Genomic DNA, 20,146 nt, shown 5'->3' with positions numbered 1-20,146 from the left:
GTCATTCACCTATCTTTCTAAGCATTTTTTGCGTGAAAACGTTTGTACCCAGCATCAAGGCAAACAGGACTGTTGCGATGGCCGAGGCATACCCCATCTCGAAACGAATGGTTCCGAAGTCCATCAGATGCGTGACAACTGTGTGTGCCGCATAGTTTACGCTCGGGAAACCTGCCAGTGCGATGGAGATCTCAGCTACGGCGAAGGAAGCGGTAATTTGCATTACCGCACCAAACATCAGCTGCGGTCTCATCGAAGGCAAGGTGATGTACCAGAGCTCCTGCCAGCGGTTTTTGATCCCGTCTACGGTTCCTGCTTCAACCAGAGAACGATCAATGGTTTGCAGTCCTGCAATAAAGGCCAGGAAGCTGGTTCCCAGGCTCAGCCACAGCTGTACAATAATAACGATTGCCAGTACATATTTCTCGTCTGCGAGCCATTGGATCGGTTCCAGTACGACGCCAAGGCGCATCAGGAAGCCGTTCATATAACCGTAGCTGTCACCCGAGAAGATGATCAGCCAGATGAAAAAGACGTTGCCCGATATGGACGGGGCATAGAAAACCAGCGTCATGACCGCCCGAATTTTAGGAGACAGCTCATTAATGATCCACGCAAACAAAAAGCAGGCAATATAACTGACAGGGCCTGTAATCACGGCAAAAAGCAGCGTGTTTTTGAGCGCAATCAGAAATACGTCATCGTTCAGAAAAAGCCGGGAATAGTTCTGCCAGCCGACAAATCGCGGCAGCTCCAGCATATTGAAGTGAAAAAAGCTGAGCCCGAGTGAAATGCCGACCGGAATGACCGTAAACATGAAAAAAATCAGCATAAACGGTGCCATCAATACATAATAATGCCTGCTGAGATACAGATCCCGCTTCAATAGGGACCACCAGCCGACCTGGCGGGTATGGACGGCAGGAGCGGCGGCTGTCTTGGTAGTTTTAGCTTGCAACCGTTACCCTCCCTTTCCTCTATTTCAGATTAAATTCCTTGCGTTTCAACTCAATTTCATCATCAATGTACAACACATAGTCCGATAAGGCTTCACGTGGATTTTCATTAGCATTGACCACCTTGCGGAAGGCGTTATCCAGATGTCGTCCCGTGAAGTAACCTCCAGGAAGTTGCGGGATTCCCTGTACCCATTCCCATTGTTTCTCGAGATTTTGATAATCCTTCACAGGCCAAGGCAATTGCTTCAAGGCTTCGATATTGGCCGTAGGGTAACGGGCAGCCGCTCCCATAAGACCTTCCATTTCTCTCCCGTATTCAATCTGGGTCTGATCATCAGTCCACCACTTCATGAACTTCCACGCCGCTTCCTTGTTGTCAGCATTTTCGAGCATCATCACCGCACTCGTAGCGCTGGCCACTTCATGCCGTATTGACCCATCCGGAAGCTGTGTACCCGGAACAATCGTAAAGTCCCAGAGATTGCGGATTTCCGGAGCCATAACCGTCAGCATGTTATACGTGGTGTAATCAGCAATCCCGATCGGCATTTCCCCGGTACGGAAGCGGTTCGGAAAGTCGGCTTTGAGCGGAAACTTGTAATTGGTATAAAATTGCGTCCAGCGTTTGAACGCGTCCATTGAAATCTCCGAATCCAGTGCACTTTTCTTCTGGTCTTCGGTGTAGAACGTTCCGTCATTCTGATATAACAACATCGCAAAGGTTGAATTCGGAACCAGGTTGGCATTGTTCAGCGTATCCTCTATCGGCAGATAAAACTCCATGTTATGCTTCTGCAGCACGGCGATGGCGTTATATACGTCCTGCCACGTTTTCGGCGGTTCGAGGCCCAGTTCATTCAGAATATCTTTGCGGTAAAAAAGCATTGGAAAATGCTGCTGCTCCGGAAGGGCATATACCCCGTCGTTGTAGCGGTAAGGTGTCAATCCGCTTTCACGGAACCTGCCCGAAATTTCCTCGAAATCGGGAAACTGACTCAGATCCGCTGTTGCATTCCTCATCGCATAGTTCACCGGAATGTCTTCGCCCATCTGCATGGCTACATCCGGTCCTTCCCCAGAGAGTGTTGCGGGCAGCAAAATATTAGGCGGAACGAGACGTAACTGCACGGACACATCCGTATCCGGGGTAAACGAATCGTCGATCATACCTTTCAGTACTTGGGCCTGATCTCGTCCGGTTGTGATCCATACGGTGATGGCATCCTTCTTTTGTTCCACGTTCCCAATGCTGTCGTAATCTTCGGTATACGAGGCAACATATGCGCCCAGTTCGTGCTTCACTTGCTGGACGGTGCTCGCTTCCGCTTTTGGCAGCGATTCACCCGGCGGAGATACGACAAGGTAATCCAATGTAATCGGCTGTTCACGTACCGATAGAATCCATGTGCCGAGACCACCTACGTTAATTTTGAACGTATCCAGCCGTTTGGGAACCGTCTCTGGTCTGGCCGCCATATCTTCAAGCTGCAATACCATGGCGTGCAGGACGGCTACTTTGTCACTTTGCTCACCCGTGGCCTTTTCCAGGTAATCTGCAACGGAGCGCAAGGTGTCAGCTTGTCGTTCAAACACCTCCGTCATCTCCGGAATACGCCGTTCCAGCTGGTAATCCCGCAGTGGGTCTGGACTGTTGGAGGTGATCATTAATATTTTGCGATACATCTCATTCAGTTCCAGCACACTGGATTCCACGGTCCGCAGCAGCGGAGCGATGTCGCCAAGTGTAACCGTCATTCGGATGCGGTGTTTCCCTTTTTCCAGATGAAACTGATATGGTTGATCTTCTCCCGATCCCAACACCTGAGTTTGCCAGGCCGGGCTGTAGTTAAATCGAATTCGTTTCATTTCCTTAAACGGAACTTCGCCGTTAATCGTCAGGCTGCGGGTGGCATAGATGCCACGCAATTGATCCTGCTTCACCTTAAGCGCGATTTGATACAATCCGTCTTCAGGCACGTCAATTTCCCATTCAATCCATTCGCCCGGCAGCTTCCAGTTAATGCCCCCGATAGCGTTCATCCGAATTTTCGATACATTATAAGGCTCGAGTGAAGGGCTTGATCGGTCCGAGATGGGTGCCAGTGTAGGGGATGATTTACTGACAGCTTCCTCCCCCTGTACTTTCAGCATGACAGGAGCCTCTTGTTTCAAGCCGAGTGAGGCATAGGTCTTCTCCAGCTCTGTATAGGACGGGACTTCATTTTCCTGGTAAAGCTCGATATAATCGATCGCCATACTTTCTCTTAATGAAGTGAGCGAGAACTGTTGATTGCCTTTTTCAAAATAAAACTGAAACGGTTCCTCGAAGTACCCTGCACTGTCCTTGAAGGAAGTCAGTTGCCATTCGGGCTGTTCCACTTGTCTTGGTCTAAGCTCGTTACCACGATCGTCCTGCCGGACGTTATCCTCGCGATTCCCCCATACCCTGTCAAACAGAAGAATATCGGCCCCTCTGAACGGAACCTTACCGTTAAGCTCAAGCCTGCGTTCGATCCCGGAGCTTTTGCCTTCTACGGGATAATAGTGAATGCGAATGTTGTACAAACCGCTCACTTGAACGGGAACATCCCAGCGAATGGTTCCAGTTTCCGGCGTAATCACGGCACTTCCGTCTAATCCGGCGTACCCTTGCACAACCTCAAATTCCCCATCCTCTGCCTGAACATAAGATTCGCCTTCGATGCGTACAATTTCATCCGGTTTGGCCGTATTGTCATGAGCAGTCAGATAATGCTCATAACTGAATGAATCCTCGGTTCCCGATACCGCCTCAAAGTCCTCAAGCGCATGTACCGTTCCCGGATTACGATCCCGCGATGGATATAGTGTCCATATGGAGAGCACCAAGGCCAGGACAAGCACCAGGATTAGTCCCTTTTTCTTACGTGACCGCATGTTTGAATGTATCCCCTTTCCTGTAAGCGTTGAGAGAACTGGACGATTGACTAACCCGGACAGACCGCACCTTCACTGGTGCGTTCTGCCCGTGTAACGTGATACTTATTTGTAAACCTCATCAATCGCAGCCTGGAAAGGAGCCTTGTATTTCTCGATCAGCGTAGATACGGACACCCCTTCTTTGAGTTCCCCATCAAAGTCCCAGAACGGCAAGGACGGGAATGTGTTATGGTCGAGAACCAACATACCTTCCGCTACTTCTCTGGCGTTGTTGATATCTGCTTCATCGGTCAGATGTGTCTCCAGTGTGGATTGTCCCGGATACTCATAGATCGAATCGATCTCGTTAATTTTCTCCCAGATGTACATCAGTTGTTCCGGATTCTCTACCGCTTTTGGAATTGTTATAGCTTGGTAACGTGACTCACCGGAGTGATACGCTGTTGCACTTGGACCTTTTGGAAACGGTACAAAACCAATATCATAATCCTGCATATCCGTCATAATACCTTCGACTTCGTACATGGCACCTGAATACATCAAGGTGTTGCCTTGACGGAAGAACGTGGATGGCTCTGTCCAATCTCCGCCCTCAGAAGCTCTGCCGACCTTCTCGGTAGCCAGTTTGGACAGGAAGTTCAACGCTTCTTTTGTTTTTGGATCTTCCAGGTTCTGCTTATCCTCTTTGGTCAGAGAAGCCTCGTTGGAATACAGAATCGGTTCCAGCAAGCCCGTTTGAGCGAGTCCCCAAGTGTCCAGCTTGCCATCATTGTTTCGATCCTTGTTCGCTTGCTTGGCAACACTGATGAACGTATCCCAGTTCCATTCATCGGCATCCACATACTCCTGAAGTGGCTTCAAACCGAGCTCTTGCATGAGTGTGCGATTATAGAAAATCCCGTTGATAAACGAGGACTGGTCCTCAGTAAAGCCGTAACCTTTGCCTTCATACTGCATGTATTCCTTGGTTGTTTTCTGGTTGAATACCTTGTCGTTTTTAATATAATCATCCACCGGCCATAACAGATCCTGTTTGGTCAATGCCGGAATGGCATAGTTTTTGCCCAGTCTCACCAGATCGCCAAGCGGTTCACCGGCCATCAGGGAAGCAACTACTTTTTCCTGATATTCACCGAAATCGATCGAAACGTATTCAATATTAAAGTTGTGTTTTTTCTTCAGCGCTTCGAGATTCTCAAGGCGTTGAATGTTGTCCGGGTTGTTCCCCTGTATTTCCATGTCCCACCAAGCAACAACCTTGATGGTTCTGCCGCCCATGTCAAAGTCCATTTCTGGCGTGGAGTTTTCATTCTTCGGCTCGGTTTCCACGGGTTTTTGTTCCTCCTGTGGTGTTGTCTTTTCCGGCTCGGGTTGAGCGGTAGGTGCAGAACTGCATGCAGCAATCACCAACAAGACCGCAAATACCAGGCTCAGTAGCATGAACTTGTTTTTTCTCATCGTCTTCCCCCCTGATTGTCGTTTGCTATCACAGTGTATCGTCACAATGAAAGCGCAAACAACCTGCCGGAATACAGATGTTTACCCGGGCTGAATATAGATTTGCGTAATTTTGCGCGAGCAAAGTGCATTAGAGGTTTTAATTGGTAAAGAAATGCACTGTCTACAAAAATATGCACATTGTATGCGCTTTCTTTTATTACCATAATGAAATTAAGTCAAATTTCAGTTAATCTAGCGCATTACAATTCAGCAGAAGGTGAGGTATTGCTTCATGTATGATATTTTACTTGTGGATTTCAGCCGTCGTTTGTGCGGAGAGTTGCAACAGATGTTGCTACGGAGCAAAGCTCAATATACTATCGCAAATTGTGTGTTCTCATCGGCCGAGGCTTTGACCGCATTGTCAGAACGAGACTTTTCCCTTGTTATGGTACATACAGAGAGGTTTGATACCGCGGGGCTCTGGTTATGCAACAACATTCGAAAGAAAAGTCAGATACCCATCCTCCTGATGGGTGGAAGAGATCACTTCAGGTTTGTACGCAAAGCCCTGACGTATCAGGTAAATGATTATCTCCCGTATCCTGTTAGTCCCTCTACTTTACTTAATAGTCTGCATGGACTTAGATCCCACCTTGAAACCGACCCGGCACACAAAACGTCGTCGTTCTTCAAAACACCCGTTCAAATGAATGGTAAACCCATGCACTCCAGTCATGTCATTCGTATCGTCAAGGCCTATGTACGGGATCATCTGAGTGATGAAATCACGCTAAAGAAGATCTCTGATATGCTTCATTTTAACTGTGCGTACCTTGGACAGAAGTTCAAGCTGGAAGAGAAGATGTCTTTCAATGATTATATGCTCCAGCAACGTATGGAAAAGGCCCAGCAGTTGTTGTCTTCCACAAATCTGCGAATATATGAGATTGCTATTGAGGTAGGCTATAAGGATATTGATTGGTTCTATAAAAAGTTCAAAGCGTATGCCGGATCGAGTCCCAATGCATATAGAAGACAAAAAATCAACACGGCCTAAGGTGAAACGCCGAATCGCTTTGTTTATCAAGTAGATAATAACCACAAAAAAAAGCAGGCTGAAGAATACATCCTGCTTTTTTTTGTGGTTATTTGGGTTTGGTCAATTCCAAAGGATTCACCATTAACGTACCAAAAGGGATTCCCGGTATTCTTGGGGAGTCATTCCCGTTATTTTCTTAAAAAGTCGGGTAAACGAATGTGCAGCCTCGTACCCCACTTGAAGTGCGACCTCACGTACCATAAGATTTGTGTTCTGAAGCAATTCTTTGGCTTTCCGTATTCGGCAGTCGTCAATGAACTCTGACACGTTTATTCCCATTTCCTGCTTAAAGAATCGCGACAGATAGGATGGATTAAAATGATGAAGTTCTGCCAATCTCACCAGAGAGAGATCTTTCTCCAGGTTCTCCTTGACGTAACTGCATAAGGAATGAATGACAACGTTAGCGCGTTCCTGTTCATTTGACCTTTTGTAGCGTACTAATTCATCGGCAGCAAGATATAAAAATTGTACTGCATCCTTCATGCATGTATATTCCCCTAAGTGCAGCAAGCTTCGTTGATCCGGGATCTTCTGTTGAAGACCCCAGCGATTGATCGTTGAATGCAATAATAAGGCCAGATTGTAGTATGTCTCCATGGCACGTTCCATCGTAATATCCTGTTGCAGCAGTTCGCCTGCAAGCTCCTCAAATATATCGTAAAATGGCTGAATTCGTCCCGTTTCCAAATACCCTGACATAATCTCGATCCGGTTTGAGATCCGCATGGATTCTTTGGGTACATCAGATGAGAGATCATTGCGATGATCCGTGAGTACCATGGATACACCATCCCCAATTTTCATCCACTGGAGTAATCGCAGACGTTCATATTGTTTGGTTAACTCGGACCAATTGCAGCTTCGACTACTTAATGAAAAAGCAATGGATACGCCGAGTGATACCATGCACGCTTCCTGTACCAGTTCTAGTGTACCTTCTAGAAATCGCACAAGTTTATCATTGGTCATCTCTTCCTCCTGCTTCGGCTGAAGCAGCCAGATCGTATCCCCATAATGGTCCGTTACACTTGCGCACACTGTACGCTCATTCATCAGAGAAGAGCCGATAATGCGAACAGATTCCTGAACTTGTGTGAGGTCCGAACCCTTTTCTGGCGGATTATTGAATCGCCCCAGTATGAGATAAACAGGCGAGTTGATCTGTAATCTTATATCTCGTTTGGATAATTCGTCCTGCACGTCCGTAGTAAAATCTAGAACCGCTGTACAATCTTGAAGTAGTTTCCGCAAATACTCTTTTTGCTGAATCAGTGCAAGCTGCGAGTTGACTTTATGAGAGTGTTCCAACAACTCAACCATGCTGTGACTTCGCCGGATCTCTTCCATCACATCTTCTACAACCGACATCACCTTGTCATAGCCTTCCGTCTTGAGCAAGTAACGCACATTAGACATCTGAAAAGCTTGATAGGCATAATCAAAATCGCTATGTCCTGTCAGAAAAATGACGCGACAATTCGGCCAACTGGCTTGAATCCGCTCTGTCAGTTCCAAGCCACTCATGCCCGGCATGCGGATGTCCGTTAGAACAATGTCAATTCTCGAACGTTGCATCCAGGACAATGCTTCTGTTGCAGAGTAGGCCTTACATACATCAAGCTGGTCGGGTATATGTCTGGCGAACGTTTCATAGAGACTATCCGTAATAATCTCCTCGTCATCTACAATCAAAAGTCGATACATTCGTTTTCTCCCTCTTTCCACTGGATTCGAATTGTGACTTTTAACCCTTGCAGTTCACTTCTAGATAGGAAAAGGCCACTTCCTTCTCCATACGTCAGGATCAGACGTCGATGAATATTTATTAACGCGGTCATTTCGTCTGTACCTCCGTCCTTATGCAAGCGTTGTTGAAGAGTTTGAATGTGTTGCTCTTCCAACTCATTTCCATTATCCTCTACGGTGATCTCGGCATATGAACCTTCCATATTAAACCCAATAATGAGAAGACCGGAGTCCGTATTCTTTTCAAGGCTGTGTTCGTAGGCGTTCTCAATAATAGGTTGAATAATGAGTCTGGGAACTTTAATATGTTCCATCTCAACAGGTAGTGACCCAAAATCAACTTTGATTCGTCTGGAGAATCGTAATTGTTGAATCTCTGTATAGATTCGTGAATGCTCAACTTCCACTTTCAACTTCACATGATCGGTTTCATTCCGGGTAATGAACCTGAAATACTCTCCAAGCATGTTCGTGAATTGCTCAATACGTTCGGTTTCTCCTGTCCTTGCCAGTGAATTCAGAATGAAGAAACTATTGTACAGAAAATGAGGATTAATCTGCGATTGAAGCTGTTTCAACTCGGCCCGCTGCATCATCAGTGTTTTCTTGAAATCTCGGTCGATCAGGGATTGAAGATTTTCAATCATTAGATTGAAACGGGTGTAGAGGAAGCCGAATTCATCCTTTCGGTTATGCGCAATGGGGACATCCAGCATGCCTCCCTCCATTTTTTTGAATCTTTTCACCAACAACAGTAACGGGATGTGAATCAACTTATAACTTGAATAGAGATACGCTGTGATGGCAACAAATGATGTAATTGCAAACAGCCACGCCCAATGATAGAACTTGCTAAGTGGCTTGGTAACAATTGCCTCGGGTAGATATGTAGCTACGGATAAGCCCAGGGAGTCCATATGCAACTGACTAACATGATACATGGTGTCCCCCACCTTCATCCGAAAGCCATCAAGTGTACCCTTTACACTGTGCTCGCGGTAATTCGCGAGAATTACACTAGCTAGATGTTTATCTGTGATGGCATGCCCCGTTTTGTCCTCAATCAGAAAGGTTGAACTCTCCGGGTACAAATTAAGCCGTGTGAGTTCATTCTGAAAATGGTATGTATCCAACTCCACCTGAATGACAAAAAGCGGAGGTTCTCCTCTCGTGCCTGTCAGCCTGACGGCACTTAAGTTCAAAGCGTCCTCTTTCACAGTGAAACGTGTACCTTTTCCTTGCATGCCCGAACTGAAATATAGATATGAACTTTTATCGAAATCATCGATGCCTTGGATCGCGGATATACTCTTGCCAACAGAAGGAATATGTACATGAACGTTTTTGATATAAGCAGTGCTATTCTTGAATGAAGCGAGTCGTTCAGTCAGGTAATTTAATGTATCACGCCGCTCAACCTGATCCATCATGTCCCAGAGAATGGCCAGACGATTGAGTTTTCGATCCTCAACGATATCAAACTGCTGTAATTCCATCCATTCTATCTCTCTGTTCAATTCCACCACATATTGGTTCAACCGTCTTTCCGTTGACAATGATATTTCCTGGCTTGCATTGTCATAACTCCAATGATACAGATACACGCCAAGAAGAATAAGAGGGAGCACAAATACCAGATAGGTGATTATTAATCGCGCAAATATACTGTTAAACCATGATTTAGCAGGGATCTTGATCAATGCATTCACCTCCAATGCCAAGGGCTGAGTGGGTTCCTTGTAAGAATAAAGTGAACATTAGCGCTCCTTTGGCTTGCTGGTGCGAAACCACGCGTTAACCTCTGATGTGATCTGATCTCCCCCCAGCTTGCGCCAGTTCTCAACGAATTGATCAAACTCATCTATCGACCTGCCTAGAATAATGTTCATATAGGCTTCAAGCTGAAGGTCCCGAAGAATAATTTGTCGATCAACCATCGTGTCCGTAATTCCGCCCGTGAATTGATCATAGAGAAGTTGGCCGTTCTTCTCGTATGAATCTGCAATGCTAAAAGCACCCGAAGGCCCATAGGTTTGTTTCCAGCCCCAGCCGCTCTCTACATCTTCCGTTTCATAGGCCACAATGCGTTTGTGAATGGCGAGAGCTTCATTCTGAAGAGCCGAGAAGTCTCCTGTACTTCTGGCATCACGAATTTGTTTGTATGCATCTATATTTTTATTACCGGGAAAAGGAGTCACCGGTGATAGCATCCACACAGCTCGGGAGTCGTCGTTGTAGTATGTTTCATACTGCGCCTGATTCCCCCAGTTGATGTCGAGATGCAGATTCATGAGCTTTACAACGACCTCCGGATTAGAAAAGCCCTTTTTTACGGCAAAGTATTGCCCTGTGTTGGAACGTAGCGGTACAAACAGATTTCGGTCCGAGTTTGCAACAATAGGATATGCCTGCCACTCTGCATCTACATCTGTATCACGGGTGGTCTGGAGCATAAAGGATGTCCACTGTTCACCGTAGAGCATCCCTATTTTCCCATCCTGAACCAGACGAAACGCCTTGCTTCCGCTTTTATAGCCAAAATCCGGATCAAGTTGGCCTTCACGATACAACGTTTGCAGTGCTTTCAGTGCCTCCCGAACTTCAGGCTGTATGCCTCCATACGTGAGGTTTCCTTCTGCATCTTTAACCCATATATTAGGGTAGGCACCGTAGCCTGACATCAAGCCTGCAGCTCCCATAACCGGATCCCAGAGATGGTTCGTCAGTGCAAGTCCGTACGTATCCTGCTCTCCGTTCCCGTCGGGATCTTCTTCTGTAAACGCTTTCGAAATCTGAAGAAGTTCTTCCATCGTTTCAGGCGGCTGTAGCCCCAGATGCTCCAACCAATCGGTTCTAATCCACAGGTACTGCGCAGTCTCAATCGAGGAAGATGATTCGGGAATAGCCATGAGTTTGCCGTCAATGGTTGCCGCATCAAATGCTCCTCTTCCCTCTGCCTCTAATATACTCTTCGTAAGTGGTGAAGCATGTTCTTGGTACACATGGGTTAAATCTTCGATCATTCCAGCGTTGCTCAGTTGTCTAAGTTGATATGGGTTTACTTTTACCACATCTGGGAAACGTCCTGCGGCAAGGGATACACCCAGCTTCTGATTGTATACATCTCCATTAGCAATCCAGTCATAGTGAATTTGAATACCTAGCTCTTTCTCGTACAAACGAGTCCAGCGATTATCCAGCATCGTCTCACCAGGTAACTGACTAATCATGCGCTCAAGGTCATCTCCGGTTTCCCTGACAAAAGAGACCGCTATGGGAGGAGAATACCTCTCAAACGTAGCGGGAAGTTGAATCTGTTGCCCATCTTGCTGCGGATGATGTTGTTTGGTATTACCTTCGGTATGACCTGCTGGTATGGACACAGCAAGGAACAGAATGAAGGTCCATCTTGTTATGTCCAGACATCTCTTATACATGACGACATGCCCCCAGTTCGGTTTGAACAACTCTCTTCTCTCTGTCAACTTTGGATCCATATCATTGTACAACAACTTGTAATTATTGAATACGAAAAGCCGCCGTTGGGCGGCTTTTACATATTTCATTGTTTCTCATCAGGGTTAATCACACGATATTCAAAATTCGAAAAGTCAGCTGTTCCTCCAACCATCTGGGTTGAATATACAAACACCCCCGTTCGGCAACCCATAAAATGATCCAGTTTATATATCATTTTATGGACAATCCCTATATCTCTCCATTTAACCCCATCGAAATAAGCAAAAGAGCACTCATCCAGATTGTTCTCAAAATTTCCGAATGCTTTTAGTTTAACTACTGGATCTGATACCGGGATACGTTCATGTTCAGTGGCTGGCTTCTGGTCGATCAGATTGCCAAATATGGTGGAATCCTCACTATCTCTGGCATGCATGACCAGGTAAAACTTGCTATCCTGCTTCGTAAGAGCGATCATACCGTATGAACCGATCAGAAAGCACAATCCGGCATAATCCCCATCATTTAGACAACTGCCATCAAGCGTAACCATTGCTTCGCAAGCGGGCCCCATTGAACGCTGGGTTAGTGTGTTTACCGCAAACGTCAGATTTGGGCTGATCTGTCCCGTTCGAACACGATACACCCCCGATTTCTCTGTGACGGACCAGAGTTCATTGTTAGGTGTATGATTCCATTGCCAAAAATCACGGAGGCGGACGCTTCCATCTTCTTCGGGTTCATAATTGAAACTGTCGCTACCTACTAACGGGTTATAACGGTGCTCTGGTCTCGTGCTAGGGATCTCAATCTGCTTAGGCGCTTTGCTTGCAAAAACCGGTATACCTTGATCAAAATGTAGAGGAACCAAAACAGGAACCCGGCCAACAGCCCCATGATCCTGAAACAGCATTGCATACCAGTCTCCATCCGGTGTATCCACGATACCGCCCTGAGCAACACCTGAATTGAAATAATCCATATCGTCATTGAATACTTCTCCACCAGTGAAGACATCTTCCAGAGAGTCGGCCATATAAAACGCCTGTGTTCTCCGTCCGGAAGCTTTCGTTATATGAATCAGGAATACAATATATTTCCCGTTGATCTTGTAGAAATGTGCCCCTTCATAACCAAGGTGATGAGGCTGCTCATCTTTTACGATCAAGCGATGCACTCCACCAGGTTTGGGCCCGGACAGATCAGAGCTTAATTCGGTCAGATAGATCTCGGTATTACCGTACACGAGATAGGCTCGTTCATCATCGTCGAAAAAAAAGGAGCAGTCATGGTAAAATCCTTCGACTACTTGTTTCTTCCAAACTCCCGAAATGGTGGGGGACGTATACAAGTATGTTTTTCGGGTATCATTTGCAACAAAGATCACATAGAACATCCCTTGATGATAGCGGAGTGATGCAGCCCACATGCCTTTGCTATAAATATGCTGACCATCCACCAGCCGTTGGGCAGGTGTATCGTCCAATGTGTCGTATACATATGTGGCAACTTCCCAATTGATCAGGTCATATGAACGCAGGATGACACATCCCGGCATCATGTGCATGGTTGTACTGACCATATAATATGTGTCCTCTACACGAATAACGTCAAGATCCGGGTAATCGGCCCAAATAATCGGATTCGGATACATGCTTCAATTACACCTCATTTTTTCTATTAAACTTCCATTCTCTTAAAAGGATGGTTGGGCTGTCTGTTGAACTTTTAAGCTTAATATACAAGTCTTGCACACCTTTTGCACCCGTAACATTAGTTGTTAGTTCCATCCATTGAAGGGAATCGGTCGCAGGCGGAACAATGATTTCTCCAATTAACGGTCCATCTGCACGATCAAGCCGAAGTTCCAACGTACCTTCTGTTCCTTGATTTCCAATAGTTGCTGAGAAGGTTGCCGGTCCTTCACTTTCAAAGTCGACCTTGGATATAGCTATCCAGCTGTCATTTTGCAGTATAGCGGACATCGTATTCGAGTCTGACGCAGACAACTCACCAGAGTCAAGATATTGCTCTGTTGATACTCCGCTACTCCATCCAATCGTGGAACCGCTTACCCGCCCATAGGGATCGAAGCACTTGAGCTGATCTACGCCCTGATAATCTGCATGCACCTTCTTGATCTTACCAGTAGCCTCATCATGCTCGACTCGATTCAGATGTGTTGAACGGTAACCTTCGGGAATATTCATAGCTTGGCATAATGTCTGGGCATGATAGGCAATGTACCATTGATCCGCTAGTTGAAATATAGCATGGTGGTTGTTGCCGCCAATATCAAAAAAGTGTCCAGGATTCTGGAGTAGCGTTCCCTGATATGTCCATGGTCCCATTGGCTGAACACTGGTCATATATGCAATTTCACCGGGTGGTGGGCTGCCCTCTGGCCGGTCACCTTCGACAAAATTGGAACAATACGTATAGTAGTAACTATTATTATATTTATGTATCCCTGAACTTTCAAACATATAAGGCGCCTGAATAACCTTCGCGATGCCAACCACGCTGATCATATCGTCTCCCAGTCGCATCACTCTTGCCGTATCAGGTCTTTCTGCTTTCCCCTGCGGAATACCACCACCGAAGTATATGTAGGCCTGATGATCATCATCAACAATGACAGCCGGATCGAATAACCAGGTTACTTCCTCCACTCCCGGAGTTTCTCTTGTAATAAGTGCCTTTCCTATAGGATCTATCCATGGACCTACAGGTGTTGGTGCAGACAATACACCAATTCCACTGGCATTGTTGGCGAAATAAAGAAAGAAACAGTCCTTGCCATCCACGATTCGATGAGCAGCTGCGGGCGCCCAGGATTGTGAAGCCCATGTTGCTGCGCCTTGAGGTCCAGCAACTCTGATCTCCCCGTGATCGGTCCAGTTGATTAAGTCATCCGAAGAAATGACCGTAATTCGGTTGATTGAACTGTAACTGTTTTTCTGAGGAAGACCGTCCTGATCATATTCCAGCTTATCACTAGTCATATATAAGTAAACTCGATTGTTAAATACCAAAGCATAGGGGTCGGCTCCAAATTTGTGGGCCACCAGAGGATTACCGTTGGGACGAAGCTTTCCAATCTCCCCTGCAATACGCTCCAGATTGGCAGCTTGGTCTTGCTTTTGCTCACCAGCATGTGGTGTTGATTGATGATTCATCGAAAGAATCCCCCTAAAATCGTTTTAGTTGTGCCTTTTACAAGAAAGCGTTTGCAATACAAAAGGTATCATGATAGGATGATTACATTTTAAGGTAAGCTGAGTACAATTTCATTGCGTTAACCGCTCTATTTATTGCATGAAATGACGGGAGGTACTTCATGAGTGGATCCTCTGAGTGTTTTTATGATCCCATCCAGCCTGAGCTCTTATATCTACACAGCGTAACGACGTATAAGCTGGAAACGATCTATCATCGCCATAATGCGTACGAGATCTACCTGTTTCTTCGTGGCAACGTTCACTTTTATGTAGAAAATCGATGTTACCATGTACAGCCTGGCGATTTGCTTGTGATGTCACCCGAGGAGATGCACCGAGCCTTTATTCTGGATGAATCTGAGTATGAGCGAATTACAATCAATCTCAAAAAAACATATCTGTTTCAGCTTTCCACACCATCAACCAATCTATCGTCATGTTTTGATCATCGCCCCAAAGGAACAGGCAACATCGTACATTTAGACGACTATAACATGAAGCAGATGCTGCAATGTACGAACGAACTGGAAGGATTGCTTGCTTCCGATGCTTATGGCACCGATATCAAAATAAATGCAGCCGTAGCCCAATTGTTGGTCATGATTAACGTCTGGTTCCATAACAATTCCTTTGTTCCCAATGACATTATGCCTGAACTGGTTCGTGAAACCATGGATTATATTGAAACACATCTAAATCAAGACATTACGCTTCGCAAACTTGCCGAAGTGTTCTACATGAATAGTACTTATATCAGCCGCCAGTTCAAAAAGCATACTGGATTGACAATCCGTTCCTACATTTTGGGTCGACGTATTGAACGGGCCAAATTCCACCTGTCAGAAGGAATGAGTATTACGGATGCATGCTTTCAATCGGGCTTTAGTGACTATGCCAATTTTATTCGCAGTTTCACCAAAATGGTCGGCATCTCCCCCGGTAGATATATCAAACAAAGACGTGATGCGATGGAAGCTTTGCCACAATAATGACAAGCTCATTCAATGTAAACTAAAAAACATCAAGCCATCCTGCATGGCTCGATGTTTTTTTAGTTCTTGATATACTTCGGATCTGCAAACAATTCATTATTGTAATTATATCCGTAAGTTAATTGATCTCTTTTCCCGTCCACAATCGAACGCGATCTTTAATCCACTCCGTATACTGCTGTTCCATGCCTACTGCACCTGCATTATCAAGTTCGGTAATCATATTGTCGTATATGCCTTCAAAGGCACTTGGAGAGGATGTAATCGCTTCGGCGATCCGTTTCTGAATAATATCCTGCGTTTTCTGATACACAACGTTATAATCCCCGCTATCCGAAGGTATCGGCATATTGTAAGCCGCGCCCCATTCTTTCACCGGAAACTCTTCTTCGGAAGGGAACAAGTCCTTCCATGTAGTTATGCCATAACCTTTCAACGCTTCTTTCTCCTCATCAGAATAACTTTGCTGAATCTGTTCAGGATAATTCGTTGTATAGTAGTTATCCGTTGAATCTTTGACACCATCCCCGTAGTGAGCACCGAAAATGTAATACAAGCCTACTCCGGTTTCTTTGGTGAATGTGTTATTGTCTTTGTTTTTACGTTCCTGTACATCGGCCGGGATGGTGCGAACACCCTCTTCCACGTTATATTGCTCGCCTTCAACGCCCCAGTTTCTCAATACTTGCCCTTCTTCAGAAGACATCCAATCCAAAAATTTGATGGCACGGACAGGATCTTCACAATCGACTGTTATGCCAATACCATAACCATCAAAGCCGATATTCTGGAAATCTTTACGTTGAAAACTGTCATCTAACGTTACCGGATAGAATCCGTAGGTCATATCGTCTTTCCCTGCGCTTTTCAACGCATTTTCCGCATCACTGAATCCCCAGCTTGGATCAAGCAAGGATAACACGCGACCACTGGCGATTTTGGACTTATACTGGTCATCCTTCTGAACAAAACTGTCCTTGTCCAGCAAACCTTCATTGTACATCTTGTTCAACCACCGGAAATATTCCTTCTCCTCAGAACGTTTGTAATGTAGAACGGCTTCGTAGGTGTCAGGATTGATGAAATACTCACCATCTCCAGGTCCTCCAGTAGACATGACAGCGGGATCAGTAACAGTGATCATTCGCCGCCATCCATCTGCACTAAGCGTCAGCGGAATTGTGGGTTGGCCATCATCTGTGGTCGGATGTTTCTCGTAATATTCACGTAGCACATTTTCGAAATCGTTTAAGGTTTTGATCTCAGGATACCCGAGTTCCTTGACTACACGATGTTGAATGGCAGTACCATTCGTCGCATCGAAGCTGACCTGATCGATTGCACCATTCGTTGGAATCCAATAGATTGAAGGATCGTCATTGCTGTATTTCAACCGATTGAAGTGCTCACCGTAGATCTTTTTCAAATTGGGGGCGTGTTCTTCGATCAGATCCGTCAAATCAATCATTGCCCCGGCATCAACGAGTCTGGTCAAGTTACCTTTTGGGAAGATCAAATCCGGATAATCGCCGCTGGCAGCCATCAGGGAAATGCGGTCGTTTCCACCTCCGCTCGAAATATCGAATTCTGCATCAATGCTTACACCGGTTTCTTCCGTAATTTTCTTCCCTACAGCATCCTGCATTTTGTTCCAGTTCGGACTTGCATCTGCCCCGAAGAATGTAAATGTGATCGGGCTGTTGGGGTCACTCGTATTTGATTCGGAATTCTCTCCAGCGTTTCCGCAACCGGCGGAAACTAGCACAACACTTGTTACGAGACATGCTCCTAGCATTTTTGAAATGGCTCTCATTATTTTTCTGCCCCCTAAATGGTGTTAGTCGTAATAACCAATCTAGACCTTACGATGGTTCGCTTTGAAATAGTATACGCTTACATATTCAACCGTTAGTAAACGATTACAATCCTGCCTACCCTATTCCATGTTTAAAGTATAAGGAAGTCTAATCACCCCAACCTTGATTATTAAGCCATGAAAATAGCATGATCTAGACATGTGTCTCAGTAAAAATGTGAAGACCAAAAAAGCGATGGTTGCCCATCGCCTCATAAAATCAAACCTGCTTTTCAATAATATAATTCCAACGTAAATCCTAGGATCTCCCCTTCCACATCACGCAACAATTCCATGACCTGGTCAGCGTAATCTCCAAGAATCTCTTTGCTTTTCTCAAAACCAATCCATTGAACAGTAAGCGGCATGCTTACAGCCCCAGTCAAGACATCCCATAGTGCGTCCAAATTGCCTCCATAGCTCTCGTCTAACTCAAGCTGGTTCTGAAAAATTTGATGAAGCTCTTCCTTACTGTGAAAGTCGTTTCCGTTAATCTGAATGATGCTCATATCATTTCCTCCGTTTATTTTAACTGTTCAAATGACTTGTAATGATCTGTCGTCTGGTAGATTAAACCGTCATTTGAGTATAGAATTCGATCGCTTCCGCGCCGTCCTCCTGAGTAATTTATATCGGCTTCATACCATATGCGGCCTTTTTTCTTTGGAAGTAGTCCTTCCCGGTTTCCGAACACGTCGCCGCCAATGCTTTTGCCTGGAGCGACTTCATGTAAATTCCCTTCACTTGGTTCCCAGCCCAATTCTCTGGCCTCTTTCTTGGTAATGTAATTTGGTGGGAGTTCATTATGCTCCGAGATATAATTGGCAACCTCATCAAATCCCATATCCTCCGAAACTTGAGGCGATCCAATATCAAGTACAGACTCTGATGTACAACCCGAGAACAATAATGCAGCGAGGATGATCACTAACGTGTAAGCAAATTTTCTGAAAAACATAATCTTTTCTCCTTTTGATGTTCTTGCTCTTGTTGTCTTCCGTTTTACTGCAACTTCGATGACAATGCCTTTAATGTTAACGATTTGTGGTAATTAAATCAATTCCGTAGGCCCATCATTGAATTGAAATTCAATCAATAAAAGCAGTCCCCCCTACTATATTGAGGCATACTCGTATCCTTCAACAAAAAAAGCCGCTAAAATGGTATTATCCCCTTTTAGTAGACATGAGAAAAAAGACATCTGTTAAGATGAACTTAATCATGTAAACGAAGGGGATTTTTTCATGGCTAAAAAAGGACAAACATTCCGGCGGTACTCTTTGGATTTGAAATTGGAGGCAGTCCGGCTGGTCAACGAAGAACATATGAGTATACGTGAAGTAGCGACACGTTTAGATATTCAAAATAAATCTCAGGTACAAGTGTGGGCAGCAAAAGCAAAACAGGGAATGAGTCTGGAACCTGCTACGCCCAAACGGGGACGCCCTAGAACCAAGTTTTCCAGTATGGAAGAAGAGATGGCGTACTTGCGTGCGGAGATTGAATACTTAAAAAAGCAGTATCCAAATCTACACAAGGAGTGACGAGTAAAGCGGCCAGATTTCAAATCATTGAGGACCTGCGAGCACGCCATGGTCTGGTTTGGCTCTTGAAGTTAGCTGCGGTTTCCCGCTCGGGTTATTACAAGTGGAGAAAAAGCTTAGCAGCGGCAAACGAGCGTAGACACAAGGAACAGGAACTAGAATCCCATTTGCTTGCCATCCATCGCGTGCATCCCTACTTTGGTTATCTTCGAATGACCGTAGCTTTACGGCGGGAAGGCCTCCGAGTCAACCACAAAAAGGTGTACCGATTAATGAAACAATTAGGTATCTGTTCTGTCATTCGAAAAAAACGTCGATTTTTTGGAAAACAAGCCTCTGTGGTGAACCCGAATCGGCTGGAGCGCCAATTCCGGGCGGATACGCCACGAACGAAGCTGGTTACGGACATTACCTATATTCGTGCTGGAGAACACTTTGTGTATCTTTCTGTTATTCAGGATTTATACAATAACGAAATTGTTGCATGGCATCTTTCTGAACGAAATGATCTTGCTTTGGTTCATGAAACGCTGGATAGACTCCGTCAGCACGTGGATCTGAGTGGCGTAATCCTACATTCGGATCAAGGATTTCAATATACGTCGAAGCCTTTTAACCGTAAACTGAACCAGCTCGGCATGCTAGGTAGTCATTCCAGGCGTGGAAATTGCTTAGATAATGCCTGTATTGAATCTTTCTTCTCTCATTTGAAGACTGAGAAAATTTATTTGAAAAAGGCAGCAAACAAAGCGGAGGTTGAACAGCAAGTAAGCGAATACATATTGTTTTACAACCAAAACCGATTTCAGAAAAAACTAAACGACCGTTCCCCGGTAGAATACCGGGAAACGGCCGCAGCTTAAATATCGTCTTTTTAGTACTGTCTACTTGACAGGGTTATGACCA

14 protein-coding genes are annotated in these 20,146 nt (G+C 45.3%); 3 read left to right on the top strand and 11 right to left on the bottom strand.

Annotated elements, in window-relative coordinates; all coding sequences use genetic code 11:
• Window position 1: 1 nt before the first annotated feature.
• The 3 genes from MKY87_RS00070 to MKY87_RS00060 all read right to left on the bottom strand — a co-directional run bounded on the left by MKY87_RS00070 (window position 2) and on the right by MKY87_RS00060 (window position 5,336).
• Window positions 2-958 (bottom strand): carbohydrate ABC transporter permease, encoded by a 957-nt coding sequence (locus MKY87_RS00070; protein ID WP_339309423.1) that lies wholly within the window; start codon window positions 956-958, stop codon window positions 2-4.
• A 19-nt stretch (window positions 959-977) separates the two neighbouring features.
• Window positions 978-3,875, bottom strand: coding sequence for an extracellular solute-binding protein (locus tag MKY87_RS00065; RefSeq protein WP_340962422.1), 2,898 nt, complete (start codon window positions 3,873-3,875; stop codon window positions 978-980).
• A 105-nt stretch (window positions 3,876-3,980) separates the two neighbouring features.
• Window positions 3,981-5,336: an extracellular solute-binding protein gene (locus MKY87_RS00060; RefSeq protein WP_340962421.1), complete on the bottom strand. Its 1,356-nt coding sequence runs from the start codon at window positions 5,334-5,336 to the stop codon at window positions 3,981-3,983.
• A gap of 274 nt (window positions 5,337-5,610) precedes the next feature.
• Here MKY87_RS00060 and MKY87_RS00055 point away from each other — a divergent pair, with 274 nt between their 5' ends.
• Window positions 5,611-6,378: a helix-turn-helix domain-containing protein gene (locus MKY87_RS00055; RefSeq protein ID WP_062834412.1), complete on the top strand. Its 768-nt coding sequence runs from the start codon at window positions 5,611-5,613 to the stop codon at window positions 6,376-6,378.
• A gap of 123 nt (window positions 6,379-6,501) precedes the next feature.
• Here MKY87_RS00055 and MKY87_RS00050 read toward each other — a convergent pair whose 3' ends face one another.
• The 5 genes from MKY87_RS00050 to MKY87_RS00030 form a co-directional block, all read right to left on the bottom strand.
• A complete protein-coding gene (locus tag MKY87_RS00050; RefSeq protein WP_340962420.1) occupies window positions 6,502-8,127 on the bottom strand; it encodes a response regulator in 1,626 nt (541 codons plus the stop codon).
• Complete coding sequence (locus MKY87_RS00045; RefSeq protein WP_340967350.1) at window positions 8,112-9,878, bottom strand: sensor histidine kinase; 1,767 nt, start codon at window positions 9,876-9,878, stop codon at window positions 8,112-8,114. Before MKY87_RS00045 ends, MKY87_RS00050 begins: the two co-directional genes overlap by 16 nt.
• 48 nt (window positions 9,879-9,926) lie before the next feature.
• Entirely contained in the window at window positions 9,927-11,606 is a 1,680-nt protein-coding gene (locus tag MKY87_RS00040; protein ID WP_445669442.1) for an extracellular solute-binding protein, read from the bottom strand.
• A 125-nt stretch (window positions 11,607-11,731) separates the two neighbouring features.
• On the bottom strand, window positions 11,732-13,282 hold the full coding sequence (locus tag MKY87_RS00035; protein WP_340962418.1) for a glycoside hydrolase family 43 protein: 1,551 nt from the start codon (window positions 13,280-13,282) through the stop codon (window positions 11,732-11,734).
• A 7-nt stretch (window positions 13,283-13,289) separates the two neighbouring features.
• Window positions 13,290-14,807: a glycoside hydrolase family 43 protein gene (locus MKY87_RS00030; protein ID WP_340962417.1), complete on the bottom strand. Its 1,518-nt coding sequence runs from the start codon at window positions 14,805-14,807 to the stop codon at window positions 13,290-13,292.
• Between the two features lie 161 nt (window positions 14,808-14,968).
• Here MKY87_RS00030 and MKY87_RS00025 point away from each other — a divergent pair, with 161 nt between their 5' ends.
• Complete coding sequence (locus MKY87_RS00025) at window positions 14,969-15,838, top strand: AraC family transcriptional regulator (protein WP_036670934.1); 870 nt, start codon at window positions 14,969-14,971, stop codon at window positions 15,836-15,838.
• 121 nt (window positions 15,839-15,959) lie between these two features.
• Here the strand turns inward: MKY87_RS00025 and MKY87_RS00020 are convergent, their stop codons facing one another.
• The 3 genes from MKY87_RS00020 to MKY87_RS00010 all read right to left on the bottom strand — a co-directional run bounded on the left by MKY87_RS00020 (window position 15,960) and on the right by MKY87_RS00010 (window position 18,654).
• The gene (locus MKY87_RS00020) at window positions 15,960-17,654 is read right to left on the bottom strand and encodes an ABC transporter substrate-binding protein (protein ID WP_339783926.1); all 1,695 of its coding nucleotides are present in this window, start codon (window positions 17,652-17,654) and stop codon (window positions 15,960-15,962) included.
• Window positions 17,655-17,929: 275 nt separating this feature from the next.
• Complete coding sequence (locus MKY87_RS00015) at window positions 17,930-18,205, bottom strand: barstar family protein (RefSeq protein WP_036670932.1); 276 nt, start codon at window positions 18,203-18,205, stop codon at window positions 17,930-17,932.
• Between the two features lie 14 nt (window positions 18,206-18,219).
• Window positions 18,220-18,654 carry a ribonuclease domain-containing protein gene (locus MKY87_RS00010; protein ID WP_338594711.1) on the bottom strand — a complete coding sequence of 145 codons (435 nt, stop codon included), beginning with the start codon at window positions 18,652-18,654 and terminating at the stop codon, window positions 18,220-18,222.
• Window positions 18,655-18,940: 286 nt separating this feature from the next.
• Between MKY87_RS00010 and MKY87_RS00005 the strand changes: the two genes are divergently transcribed.
• Window positions 18,941-20,103 (top strand): IS3 family transposase gene (locus MKY87_RS00005; protein WP_445669403.1). Its coding sequence is split into 2 segments (ribosomal slippage): window positions 18,941-19,205 and window positions 19,205-20,103, totalling 1,164 coding nucleotides; the frame shifts between segments, so codons are not numbered across the junction.
• Window positions 20,104-20,146 lie beyond the last annotated feature (43 nt).

This window comes from Paenibacillus sp. FSL R7-0198, from assembly GCF_038000415.1.
Lineage (GTDB): Bacteria > Bacillota > Bacilli > Paenibacillales > Paenibacillaceae > Paenibacillus.
This window is presented reverse-complemented; position numbering and strand designations above follow the sequence as displayed.

Coding starts and splice junctions, on each gene's coding strand:
- MKY87_RS00035 (WP_340962418.1), bottom strand. CDS start 13,282: ATGTATCCGAATCCGATTATTTGGGCCGATTACCCGGATCTTGACGTT.
- MKY87_RS00060 (WP_340962421.1), bottom strand. CDS start 5,336: ATGAGAAAAAACAAGTTCATGCTACTGAGCCTGGTATTTGCGGTCTTG.
- MKY87_RS00065 (WP_340962422.1), bottom strand. CDS start 3,875: ATGCGGTCACGTAAGAAAAAGGGACTAATCCTGGTGCTTGTCCTGGCC.
- MKY87_RS00015 (WP_036670932.1), bottom strand. CDS start 18,205: ATGAGCATCATTCAGATTAACGGAAACGACTTTCACAGTAAGGAAGAG.
- MKY87_RS00010 (WP_338594711.1), bottom strand. CDS start 18,654: ATGTTTTTCAGAAAATTTGCTTACACGTTAGTGATCATCCTCGCTGCA.
- MKY87_RS00030 (WP_340962417.1), bottom strand. CDS start 14,807: ATGAATCATCAATCAACACCACATGCTGGTGAGCAAAAGCAAGACCAA.
- MKY87_RS00020 (WP_339783926.1), bottom strand. CDS start 17,654: ATGAGAGCCATTTCAAAAATGCTAGGAGCATGTCTCGTAACAAGTGTT.
- MKY87_RS00040 (WP_445669442.1), bottom strand. CDS start 11,606: ATGTATAAGAGATGTCTGGACATAACAAGATGGACCTTCATTCTGTTC.
- MKY87_RS00050 (WP_340962420.1), bottom strand. CDS start 8,127: ATGTATCGACTTTTGATTGTAGATGACGAGGAGATTATTACGGATAGT.
- MKY87_RS00025 (WP_036670934.1), top strand. CDS start 14,969: ATGAGTGGATCCTCTGAGTGTTTTTATGATCCCATCCAGCCTGAGCTC.
- MKY87_RS00055 (WP_062834412.1), top strand. CDS start 5,611: ATGTATGATATTTTACTTGTGGATTTCAGCCGTCGTTTGTGCGGAGAG.